This window comes from Enterobacter sp. 4974935, from assembly GCF_058661735.1.
The window spans coordinates 4,511,537-4,523,273 of the sequence record NZ_JBZWGT010000003.1; the positions used below are offsets into that span (position 1 = coordinate 4,511,537).

Annotated in this window: 8 protein-coding genes, 2 tRNA genes, 1 rRNA gene and 1 riboswitch; of the genes, 9 read left to right on the forward strand and 2 right to left on the reverse strand. The window is 54.6% G+C overall.

Features of this window, described 5'->3' with window-relative positions; all coding sequences use genetic code 11:
• The first annotated feature begins 16 nt into the window (after window positions 1–16).
• Entirely contained in the window at window positions 17–1,390 is a 1,374-nt protein-coding gene (gene argH / locus AC4OVS_RS22795) for an argininosuccinate lyase (RefSeq protein WP_063850080.1), read from the forward strand.
• Between the two features lie 305 nt (window positions 1,391–1,695).
• Complete coding sequence (gene oxyR, locus AC4OVS_RS22800) at window positions 1,696–2,613, forward strand: DNA-binding transcriptional regulator OxyR (protein ID WP_022649783.1); 918 nt, start codon at window positions 1,696–1,698, stop codon at window positions 2,611–2,613.
• Here oxyR and sthA read toward each other — a convergent pair.
• Window positions 2,596–3,996, reverse strand: coding sequence for a Si-specific NAD(P)(+) transhydrogenase (gene sthA / locus AC4OVS_RS22805; RefSeq protein WP_003862057.1), 1,401 nt, complete (start codon window positions 3,994–3,996; stop codon window positions 2,596–2,598). The genes oxyR and sthA overlap by 18 nt on opposite strands.
• Window positions 3,997–4,192: 196 nt before the next feature.
• Here sthA and fabR point away from each other — a divergent pair, with 196 nt between their 5' ends.
• Together fabR and AC4OVS_RS22815 are read left to right on the forward strand one after the other, a co-directional pair.
• On the forward strand, window positions 4,193–4,831 hold the full coding sequence (gene fabR, locus AC4OVS_RS22810) for an HTH-type transcriptional repressor FabR (protein ID WP_003862059.1): 639 nt from the start codon (window positions 4,193–4,195) through the stop codon (window positions 4,829–4,831).
• A gap of 9 nt (window positions 4,832–4,840) precedes the next feature.
• Window positions 4,841–5,200: a YijD family membrane protein gene (locus tag AC4OVS_RS22815; protein WP_017383113.1), complete on the forward strand. Its 360-nt coding sequence runs from the start codon at window positions 4,841–4,843 to the stop codon at window positions 5,198–5,200.
• A 90-nt stretch (window positions 5,201–5,290) separates the two neighbouring features.
• Here AC4OVS_RS22815 and trmA read toward each other — a convergent pair whose 3' ends face one another.
• Complete coding sequence (gene trmA / locus AC4OVS_RS22820) at window positions 5,291–6,391, reverse strand: tRNA (uridine(54)-C5)-methyltransferase TrmA (RefSeq protein WP_023298887.1); 1,101 nt, start codon at window positions 6,389–6,391, stop codon at window positions 5,291–5,293.
• Window positions 6,392–6,495: 104 nt separating this feature from the next.
• A riboswitch (cobalamin riboswitch) is annotated at window positions 6,496–6,671 on the forward strand.
• Between the two features lie 66 nt (window positions 6,672–6,737).
• On the opposite strand from trmA, the gene btuB reads away from it, so the two are divergent.
• The 5 genes from btuB to AC4OVS_RS22845 all read left to right on the forward strand — a co-directional run bounded on the left by btuB (window position 6,738) and on the right by AC4OVS_RS22845 (window position 11,633).
• A complete protein-coding gene (btuB, locus tag AC4OVS_RS22825; RefSeq protein ID WP_491922736.1) occupies window positions 6,738–8,585 on the forward strand; it encodes a TonB-dependent vitamin B12 receptor BtuB in 1,848 nt (615 codons plus the stop codon).
• Window positions 8,530–9,381 carry a glutamate racemase gene (gene murI / locus AC4OVS_RS22830; protein ID WP_155019622.1) on the forward strand — a complete coding sequence of 284 codons (852 nt, stop codon included), beginning with the start codon at window positions 8,530–8,532 and terminating at the stop codon, window positions 9,379–9,381. The genes btuB and murI overlap by 56 nt, the downstream gene beginning before the upstream one ends.
• Window positions 9,382–9,763: 382 nt before the next feature.
• A 16S ribosomal RNA gene (locus AC4OVS_RS22835) occupies window positions 9,764–11,305 on the forward strand.
• Between the two features lie 70 nt (window positions 11,306–11,375).
• Window positions 11,376–11,452 (forward strand) — tRNA-Ile (locus AC4OVS_RS22840).
• Window positions 11,453–11,557: 105 nt separating this feature from the next.
• Window positions 11,558–11,633 (forward strand) — tRNA-Ala (locus AC4OVS_RS22845).
• The last annotated feature ends 104 nt before the right edge of the window (window positions 11,634–11,737 follow it).

The following is an 11,737-nucleotide window of genomic DNA, read 5'->3' on the forward strand; positions in this document are numbered from 1 at the left end:
ATTAAGGAAATTCGTTATGGCACTTTGGGGTGGGCGTTTTACACAGGCAGCGGATCAGCGGTTCAAACAGTTCAACGACTCTTTGCGCTTCGACTACCGCCTGGCCGAACAGGATATTGTCGGCTCTGTGGCCTGGTCCAAAGCGCTGGTGACCGTGGGCGTGCTGACCGCAGAGGAACAGCAGCAGCTGGAAGAGGCGCTGAATAATCTGCTGGAAGAGGTGCGTCTGGATCCGCAGCAAATCCTCCAGAGCGATGCCGAAGATATTCACAGTTGGGTGGAAGGCAAACTGATCGACAAAGTCGGCCAGCTGGGTAAAAAGCTCCATACCGGGCGTAGCCGTAATGACCAGGTGGCGACCGACCTGAAGCTGTGGTGTAAAGAGACCGTCGGCGAACTGCTGGCGGCGAATCGTCAGCTGCAGAGCGCGCTGGTGGACACTGCGCAGAACAATCAGGATGCGGTGATGCCGGGTTATACCCACCTGCAACGCGCACAGCCGGTGACCTTTGCGCACTGGTGTCTGGCCTACGTTGAGATGCTGGCGCGTGATGAGAGCCGTTTACAGGATACCTTAACGCGTCTGGACGTCAGCCCGCTGGGCAGCGGCGCGCTGGCCGGTACGGCTTATGAAATCGACCGTGAGCAGCTGGCAGGCTGGCTGGGTTTTGCTTCCGCCACCCGCAACAGCCTGGACAGCGTCTCTGACCGTGACCACGTGCTGGAGCTGCTGTCGAATGCCTCTATCGGGATGGTGCACCTGTCGCGCTTTGCCGAAGACCTGATCTTCTTTAACTCTGGCGAAGCGGGCTTCGTCGAGCTGTCCGACCGCGTGACATCCGGCTCCTCCCTGATGCCGCAAAAGAAAAACCCGGATGCGCTGGAGCTGATCCGCGGTAAGTGTGGCCGCGTGCAGGGCGCGCTGACCGGCATGATGATGACCCTGAAAGGGCTGCCGCTGGCATACAACAAAGATATGCAGGAAGACAAAGAGGGGCTGTTCGACGCGCTCGACACCTGGCTGGACTGTCTGCATATGGGCGCGCTGGTGCTGGACGGTATTCAGGTGAAACGTCCGCGCTGTCAGGAAGCGGCGCAGCAGGGATATGCTAACTCAACTGAGCTGGCGGATTACCTGGTGGCGAAAGGCGTACCGTTCCGCGAGGCGCACCATATTGTGGGTGAAGCGGTAGTGGAAGCGATTCGTCAGGGTAAAGCCCTTGAAGAGCTGGCGCTTGCCGACCTGCAGAAATTCAGTGCGGTTATTGAGGAGGATGTCTACCCGATTCTGGCCCTGCAATCCTGCCTGGATAAGCGTGCGGCGAAAGGTGGAGTCTCGCCGAAGCAGGTAGCGCAGGCGATTGCGGACGCGAAAAACCGGTTGGTTTGATTTGTGCGGGCTGGTGCCCTCACCCCGGCCCTCTTCCACAGGGAGAGGGAGAAAAACGGAGCCTGGCTTAGTGCCGGGCTTTTTTATACGCAAAAAAAAGCGGACCACGGGGTCCGCAAAAGTTCACGTTGGCTTTAGTTTTTCGAGTTTTGAGAGAAACTCGCTGACGGTGCGGGGTCGTTTTGGGTCAAACACGTGCCGCCTCGTCTATGTGATGTATTATTCAACAGAATGCTTGATAGGGATAATCGTTCGTTGCTATGCTATCTATCGCCATGAACTATCGTGGCGACGGAGGATGAATAATGAATATTCGTGATCTTGAATACCTGGTAGCGTTAGCTGAGCATCGCCATTTTCGCCGCGCGGCAGACTCCTGCCATGTCAGCCAGCCAACGCTGAGCGGTCAGATCCGCAAGCTGGAAGATGAGCTGGGCGTGATGCTGCTGGAGCGCACCAGTCGTAAGGTACTGTTCACGCAGGCAGGTCTGCTGCTGGTGGATCAGGCGCGCACCGTACTGCGCGAGGTCAAAGTGCTCAAGGAAATGGCAAGCCAGCAGGGGGAGGCGATGTCCGGCCCGCTGCATATTGGCCTGATCCCAACCGTTGGCCCGTATCTGTTGCCGCAAATCATTCCGCTGCTGCACCAGACGTTCCCGAAACTCGAAATGTACCTGCATGAAGCGCAAACCCATCAGCTGCTGGCGCAGTTAGACAGCGGCAAGCTCGACTGCGCGATCCTGGCGCTGGTCAAAGAGAGTGAAGCCTTTATTGAAGTACCGCTGTTCGATGAGCCGATGATGCTGGCGATCTATGAAGATCACCCGTGGGCGAACCGCGATCGCGTGCCGATGGCCGATCTGGCCGGAGAAAAGCTGCTGATGCTGGAAGACGGCCACTGTCTGCGCGATCAGGCGATGGGCTTCTGCTTCGAAGCGGGTGCAGATGAAGATACCCATTTCCGCGCAACCAGCCTGGAAACGCTGCGTAACATGGTCGCGGCGGGAAGTGGCATTACGCTGCTGCCTGCGCTGGCCGTGCCGCGCGAGCGTAAGCGTGATGGCGTGGTCTATCTGCCGTGTATTAAGCCAGAGCCGCGTCGCACGATCGGCCTGGTTTATCGTCCGGGTTCACCGCTGCGCAGCCGCTATGAGCAGCTGGCAGAGGCCATCCGTGGTGCAATGGATGGCCATTTCGACAATGCGTTAAAACAGGCGGTTTAAGCCGTTCAGCGCAGCTACCCGATAGGCTTCCGCCATGGTCGGGTAGTTAAAGGTGGTGTTAACGAAGTACTCGATGGTGTTGCCACCACCTTTTTGCTCCATGATCGCCTGGCCGATATGAATGATTTCCGCGGCACGTTCACCAAAGCAGTGAATACCGAGGATCTCTTTCGTCTCGCGATGGAACAGGATCTTCAGCGTACCCACGCTCATCCCCACAATTTGTGCGCGCGCCAGGTGTTTAAACTGGGCACGACCCACCTCGTAAGGCACCTTCATGGCCGTCAACTGCTGCTCGGTTTTGCCGACAGAACTGATTTCCGGGATGGTGTAGATGCCCGTCGGGATGTCCTCGATCAGATGCGCCGTCGCTTCACCTTTCACCAGCGCCTGTGCGGCGATGCGGCCCTGATCGTAAGCAGCGGAGGCCAGACTTGGGTAACCAATAACGTCGCCGACCGCGTAAACGTGCGGCAGCGCAGTCTGGTACATGCTGTTGACCTTGAGCTGACCGCGGCTGTCGGTTTCAAGCCCGATATTCTCCAGCTGCAATGAATCCGTGTTGCCGGTACGGCCGTTGGCGTACAGCAGGCAGTCCGCCTTCAGCTTTTTACCAGATTTCAGGTGCATGATCACACCGTCGTCGCAGCCTTCGATTTTCTCGTACTCTTCGTTGTGGCGAATCACCACGCCACTGTTCCAGAAGTGGTAGGAGAGGGAATCTGACATCTCCTGATCGAGGAACGCCAGCAGCCGGTCGCGGGTGTTGATCAAATCAACTTTGACCTCCATTCCCCGGAAAATCGACGCATATTCACAGCCAATCACGCCCGCGCCATAGATGATCACATGGCGTGGCTCGTGGTGCAGGCTGAGGATGGAGTCGCTGTCGTAAATGCGTGGATGAGAGAAGTCCACGTCTGCCGGATGATATGGGCGCGATCCGCAGGCGATCACAAATTTTTCAGCGGTGAGCGTCTCAACCGAACCGTCGTGGCACTCCAGCGCCAGGGTGTGTTCATCTACAAAATGCGCGTTACCCTGCAGAATTTCACAGTGGTTGCGCTCATAGAAACCCTGACGCATGCGCGTCTGCTGGTTAATGACCGTGTCTGCGTGATTCAGGATATCGGCAAAGGAAGAACGAAGAAGTCGGGAGTGGTCGCTGTAAAGAGGGTTCTGGTTAAATTCGATAATGCGGCTAACGGCGTGGCGGAGGGCTTTCGAAGGGATGGTGCCCCAGTGGGTGCAACCGCCGCCGACATTATGGTAGCGCTCAATAACCGCTACTCTGGCTCCCTGTTTTACCAGACCCATAGCAGCACCTTCGCCGCCGGGGCCGGAACCAATAACTATTGCGTCGTAATCGTAGGAATGTGGCATGGCAAGGCTTACCTGTTCTTATACATAAAAGCAACAGAATCATAACATCATTGCCTGGGTAACCCAATTATCGTTGTGCTTTTTTCGGGCAGTGGAGCACAAACCGCGCGTAAACAATCATTCACAAAGCCAGGTAAACAGATTAATTTTATTCTCTGGTATAGTGCCAACGGGCCTTTGGAAGGATTCAACTATCGTGATGGGCGTAAGAGCACAACAAAAAGAGAAAACCCGGCGTTCGCTGGTGGAAGCCGCATTCAGTCAACTGAGTGCTGAGCGGAGTTTTGCCAGTTTAAGCCTGCGCGAAGTGGCGCGCGAGGCCGGGATTGCGCCAACGTCCTTCTATCGTCATTTCCGTGATGTGGATGAACTGGGCCTGACCATGGTCGACGAGAGCGGTTTGATGCTGCGCCAGCTTATGCGTCAGGCGCGTCAGCGTATTGCCAAAGGCGGCAGCGTGATCCGTACCTCCGTGTCGACATTTATGGAATTTATCGGCAATAACCCTAACGCGTTTCGCCTTTTGCTGCGCGAGCGCTCTGGCACGTCGGCGGCGTTTCGTGCCGCCGTCGCGCGTGAAATTCAGCATTTCATCGCGGAACTTGCCGACTATCTTGAACTCGAAAACCATATGCCGCGTGCGTTTACTGAAGCACAGGCCGAGGCGATGGTGACCATTGTTTTCAGTGCGGGTGCCGAAGCGCTGGATGTCAGCATTGAACAACGTAAGCAACTCGAAGAGCGACTGGTATTGCAACTGCGGATGATTTCTAAAGGTGCGTACTACTGGTATCGCCGTGAACAAGAGAAGTTGGCACATCAAAACGATGAGTGAAGGTGAGTAATGAAACAGTCAGGTCAGGATAAAGGAACGCTGTTGCTGGCATTGATCGCTGGCTTATCCATTAACGGTACGTTTGCGGCGGTTTTCAGCTCAATTGTACCGTTCTCGATTTTCCCGATTATCGCGCTGGTGCTGACGGTGTATTGCCTGCATCAACGTTATCTGAACCGCACCATGCCGGTTGGGTTACCGGGGCTGGCCGCAGCCTGTTTTATTCTGGGTGTATTGTTGTACAGCACCGTGGTGCGTGCAGAGTATCCGGATATCGGTTCTAACTTCCTGCCTGCGGTGCTGTCTGTGGCGCTGGTGTTCTGGATTGGCTCGCGCATGCGTAGCCGCAAGAGCCAGTTACCAGAGTAAAGGGTTTTGTCATTGTAGGCCGGATAAGCGAAGCGCCATCCGGCTTTTTTGGCAGGTGGCGCTTCGCTTACCTGCCCTACAAGGCCCACATTACTTCGCCGTGAGCAGTACGCCGCACTCCATATGGTGCGTATATGGGAACTGATCGAACAGCGCCAGACGTTCAACCTTGTGCGTCTGGCTTAATGTTTCCAGATTCTTGCACAGCGTCTCCGGGTTACAGGAGATGTACAAAATACGCGGGTACGCCTGCACCATCTTCTCGGTTTCGCTGTCCAGGCCACTGCGCGGCGGATCGACAAAAATTGTCTCACACTGGTAGCTCTTCAAATCAATCCCTTGCAGGCGGTTAAACTCACGTACGCCGTTCATCGCCTGGGTAAACTCTTCTGCCGCCATACGAATGATCTGCACATTATCAATATGGTTAGCGGCGATGTTGTACTGCGCGGCGGCCACCGACGGTTTGGCGATTTCCGTCGCCAGCACGCGTTCGAAGTTACGCGCCAGCGCCAGCGAGAAGTTGCCGTTACCGCAGTAGAGCTCCAGCAGATCGCCCGTCGACCCTTCCGTCGCATTCAGCGCCCACTCCAGCATCTGCACGTTCATTGCCGCATTCGGCTGGGTGAAGCTGTTCTCCACCTGACGGTAAACCATCTCTTTTCCTGCCACCGGCAAACGCTCGTCGATGTAATCCTGGTCCAGCATGATTTTGGTTTTGGTCGCGCGGCCAATCAGGTGCACGTTGATGTTCTGCGCGCGCAGCGCATCGCGCAGGGCTTCTGCCTGCTCGCGCCACTCGTCGGTCAGCGCTTTGTGATAGAGCAGAGAGACAATGGCCTGATTGCTTTGGGTGGTCAGGTAGTCAATCTGGAACAGCTTGTTGCGCAGCACCGGATTAGTGCGCACACCGTCGATCATCAGCGTCATTAGCTGGTTGATAAGCTCACTCGCCGCCGGGAAACTGTCTACGCGAATCCGGGATTTCGTCTGCTGATCGAAAATGATGTGGTACAGGTCATCGCCATCGTGCCAGATGCGAAACTCAGCGCGCATACGGTAGTGGCTGACCGGAGAACGAAACACCTCGGGAACGGGCGCGTTGAAAGGCGTCATCATACTTTGCAGGCGGACAACTTTTTCTGCCAGCTGTGCGTCGTACTGTTCTGTCGGGAGGTGTTCGGGGGTCATGATGCGTCCTGAGTGATAAAGAATTACGCGGGGATTGTAGGGATTGTGCAGTGGATGTCCAGATTTAATGGCTAATAGCTATCTGGACATCTATACGTGTCTAATTGTAGCATTCTGTTTCCGGTCTCCTGAGAGTGAAAAGGGAATCCAGTGCAAATCTGGAGCTGACGCGCAGCGGTAAAGACTGGCGGGATGAGAGTTGTAGACACTGTGAAAACGGGAAGTCTTCATCCGTATAACGCCACCCAGCCCGAAGACCTGCCGGGATCACGTCGCATTTGGTTTCATCATCGCGTGCTATCGATGAGGCCTGCGGCATCCTTCTTATATTGTGGATGCTTTAACAATGATTAAAAAAGTATCGCTGTTGACGGCGTTTTCCGTCACGGCATTTTCGGGCTGGGCGCAGGAAAGCGCCGACTCGTTGGTGGTGACAGCAAACCGTTTCGAACAACCTGAAAAATCTGTTCTGGCTGCGACTTCTGTCGTGACGCGGGCCGATATCGACCGCTGGCAATCCACCACGGTTCTGGATGTCATGCGTCGCCTGCCTGGCGTAGATACGGCACAAAATGGCGGGATAGGGCAGCTCTCTTCTCTCTTTATACGCGGTACGAACTCCAGCCATGTCCTGATTCTCGTCGACGGGATCCGCCTTAACCAGGCGGGCGTCACGGGGTCGTCCGATCTCAGCCAGTTTCCGATCTCCCTGGTGCAGCGCATCGAATATCTTCGTGGACCGCGTTCGGCGGTGTACGGCTCGGATGCGATCGGTGGTGTAGTCAACATTATCACTACGCGTGCGAAGGATGGCACAACGCTGAATGCTGGCGTTGGGACACACGGCTTCCAGAATTATGGTGGCAGCACCCAGCAAACATTGGGTGAAAGTACGCGCGTTACGCTGGCGGGGGATTACACCTACACAAAAGGCTTTGACGTCGTTGCTGACGGTAATAACGGCGGCCTTGCCCAGACCGATCGCGACGGCTTTATGAATAAAACGCTCTACGGCGCACTGGAGCATGCTTTCTCTGAGCAATGGAGTGGTTTCGTTCGCGGCTATGGTTACAGCAACCGTACCGCCTATGACGGCTATTACAGTTCATTTACCCCTGATGTGCTGGTTAATACCCGCCAACTCTATAGCCAGACCTGGGATGCCGGATTGCGGTTTAACCGGGATGTTTTCCATTCACAGTTGCTCTCCAGCTACAGTCACAGCAAAGACTACAATTACGATCCGCACCTTGGACGCTATGACTCCACAGCAACCCTGGATGAAATCAAACAGTACAATGTTCAGTGGACCAACTCAGTTGACGTGGGACATGGCAACATCGGCGCGGGCGTTGACTGGCAGAAACAGAGCACCGAGCCGGGTACCAACTACGTAACCAACGCCTATGACCTGCGTAACACTGGCGTCTACCTGACTGGGTTGCAGCAGTTTGGAGATTTCACTCTGGAGGCGGCGGCCCGCAGTGATGACAACTCTCAGTTTGGTCGCCATGGTACCTGGCAAAGTAGCGCAGCCTGGGAGTTCGTTGACGGTTACCGCTTCATAGCCTCTTATGGCACGGCCTATAAAGCGCCGAATCTGGGTCAGCTCTATGGCTTCTACGGCAATACCCATCTTGATCCTGAAGAGAGCAAACAGTGGGAAGGGGCGTTTGAAGGCCTGACGGCAGGCGTAAGCTGGCGCGTATCCGGCTATCGTAATGACGTTGATAATCTCATCGACTTCAACAATAACCTGCAGCAATATTACAATGTCGGCAAAGCACGCATTAAAGGTGTAGAAGCGACAGCGTCGTTTGATACGGGTCCGTTGACGCATACTGTGGGCTACGACTATGTGGATGCCCGCAATGCGGCAACCAATCAACTTCTGGACCGTCGTGCTAAACAGCAGGTGAAATATCAGCTTGATACGCAGATCTATGATGTTGACTGGAGCCTGACGTATCACTATCTCGGCACGCGCTACGACACCGACTTTGGAACCTATCCGTCAGAGAAAGTTAAAATGGGCGGCGTCAGCCTGTGGGACGTCGCGGTTTCATATCCTGTCACCTCACATCTCACAGTTCGTGGTAAAATAGCCAACCTGTTCGATAAAGATTACGAGACAGTTTATGGCTACCAAACTGCAGGACGGGAATACACCTTGTCTGGCAGCTACACCTTCTGATCCGCGTCCCACCGTGCTGGTGTTTGATTCCGGCGTCGGTGGGCTTTCGGTCTATGATGAGATTCGGCAGCTCCTGCCGGATCTCCATTACATCTACGCCTTCGATAACGTCGCGTTCCCGTATGGGGAAAAGAGTGAAGACTTTATCGTTGAGCGTGTGATTGAAATCGTCACTGCGGTACAAAAGCGCTATCCCCTGGCGCTGGCGGTTATTGCCTGTAATACGGCAAGCACGGTCTCTCTTCCTGCCCTGCGCGAAAAATTCCCGTTCCCGGTTGTGGGCGTTGTCCCGGCAATCAAACCTGCGGCGCGTCTGACGGCGAACGGTATCGTGGGGTTGCTGGCGACACGCGGTACGGTAAAACGTCCTTATACGCGTGAGCTTATTGAGCGCTTTGCCAATGAATGCCAGATCGCCATGCTCGGCTCCGCGGAGCTGGTGGAAATGGCGGAAGCGAAACTGCACGGCGAGACGGTATCGCTTGAAGAGCTGCGTCGCATTCTGCGTCCATGGCTGCGGATGCAGGAACCACCGGATACGGTTGTTCTCGGCTGCACCCATTTCCCGCTATTACAGGAAGAGATGTTAAAGGTTTTGCCTGAAGGGACCCGGCTGGTGGATTCCGGTGCTGCGATTGCGCGTCGGACCGCCTGGCTACTGGAGCACGAGGCGCCGGATGCGAAATCAGCGGATGCGAACATCGCTTTCTGTATGGCGATAACAAAAGAAACCGAACAACTTTTGCCCGTTTTACGTCGTTATGGCTTCGAAACGCTCGAAAAACTGGCGCTGTAGCACGGTTTTGAGCAAAAAAGAGACGGTTGAACGTTTTTTTTCAAAGAGGGGTTGTCAACGTCTGAGAACTCCCTATAATGCGCCTCCACTGACACGGAACAACGGCTTACAAGCCGCCGGGACAGCGGGGTTCAGAGATGAACGCCAACAGAGAAAAGTGAAAATAATTGCTTGACTCTGAATGAGGAAAACGTAATATACGGGACCTCGCAACGGTGAGCGAAAGCCGCGTTGCACTGCTCTTTAACAATTTATCAGACAATCTGTGTGGGCACTCAAAGTGACATGGATTCTTAATGTCCTCGGACACTAAATGAATACCAAGTCTCAACGAGTGAACACGTAATTCATTACGAAGTTTAATTCATTGAGCATCAAACTTAAATTGAAGAGTTTGATCATGGCTCAGATTGAACGCTGGCGGCAGGCCTAACACATGCAAGTCGAACGGTAACAGGAAGCAGCTTGCTGCTTTGCTGACGAGTGGCGGACGGGTGAGTAATGTCTGGGAAACTGCCTGATGGAGGGGGATAACTACTGGAAACGGTAGCTAATACCGCATAACGTCGCAAGACCAAAGAGGGGGACCTTCGGGCCTCTTGCCATCGGATGTGCCCAGATGGGATTAGCTAGTAGGTGGGGTAACGGCTCACCTAGGCGACGATCCCTAGCTGGTCTGAGAGGATGACCAGCCACACTGGAACTGAGACACGGTCCAGACTCCTACGGGAGGCAGCAGTGGGGAATATTGCACAATGGGCGCAAGCCTGATGCAGCCATGCCGCGTGTATGAAGAAGGCCTTCGGGTTGTAAAGTACTTTCAGCGGGGAGGAAGGCGACAGGGTTAATAACCCTGTCGATTGACGTTACCCGCAGAAGAAGCACCGGCTAACTCCGTGCCAGCAGCCGCGGTAATACGGAGGGTGCAAGCGTTAATCGGAATTACTGGGCGTAAAGCGCACGCAGGCGGTCTGTCAAGTCGGATGTGAAATCCCCGGGCTCAACCTGGGAACTGCATTCGAAACTGGCAGGCTAGAGTCTTGTAGAGGGGGGTAGAATTCCAGGTGTAGCGGTGAAATGCGTAGAGATCTGGAGGAATACCGGTGGCGAAGGCGGCCCCCTGGACAAAGACTGACGCTCAGGTGCGAAAGCGTGGGGAGCAAACAGGATTAGATACCCTGGTAGTCCACGCCGTAAACGATGTCGACTTGGAGGTTGTGCCCTTGAGGCGTGGCTTCCGGAGCTAACGCGTTAAGTCGACCGCCTGGGGAGTACGGCCGCAAGGTTAAAACTCAAATGAATTGACGGGGGCCCGCACAAGCGGTGGAGCATGTGGTTTAATTCGATGCAACGCGAAGAACCTTACCTACTCTTGACATCCAGAGAACTTAGCAGAGATGCTTTGGTGCCTTCGGGAACTCTGAGACAGGTGCTGCATGGCTGTCGTCAGCTCGTGTTGTGAAATGTTGGGTTAAGTCCCGCAACGAGCGCAACCCTTATCCTTTGTTGCCAGCGGTCCGGCCGGGAACTCAAAGGAGACTGCCAGTGATAAACTGGAGGAAGGTGGGGATGACGTCAAGTCATCATGGCCCTTACGAGTAGGGCTACACACGTGCTACAATGGCGCATACAAAGAGAAGCGACCTCGCGAGAGCAAGCGGACCTCATAAAGTGCGTCGTAGTCCGGATTGGAGTCTGCAACTCGACTCCATGAAGTCGGAATCGCTAGTAATCGTGGATCAGAATGCCACGGTGAATACGTTCCCGGGCCTTGTACACACCGCCCGTCACACCATGGGAGTGGGTTGCAAAAGAAGTAGGTAGCTTAACCTTCGGGAGGGCGCTTACCACTTTGTGATTCATGACTGGGGTGAAGTCGTAACAAGGTAACCGTAGGGGAACCTGCGGTTGGATCACCTCCTTACCTTAAAGAACCTGCCTTTGTAGTGCTCACACAGATTGTCTGATGAAAAACAGCAGTAAAAAATCTCTGCAGGCTTGTAGCTCAGGTGGTTAGAGCGCACCCCTGATAAGGGTGAGGTCGGTGGTTCAAGTCCACTCAGGCCTACCAAATTTTTGCTGATGCTGCGTTGCGGCGACACTCACATACCTGAGTATGCTTCGTGTCACCACGCCTTGCCTCAACAAAAATTACCGGTAGAGAGATAACTACGATGGGGCTATAGCTCAGCTGGGAGAGCGCCTGCCTTGCACGCAGGAGGTCTGCGGTTCGATCCCGCATAGCTCCACCATCCTTTACTGCGAACACAAGAAAACTTCAGAGTGAACCTGAAAAGGTGCACTGCGAAGTTTTGCTCTTTAAAAATCTGGATCAAGCTGAAAATTGAAACGACAC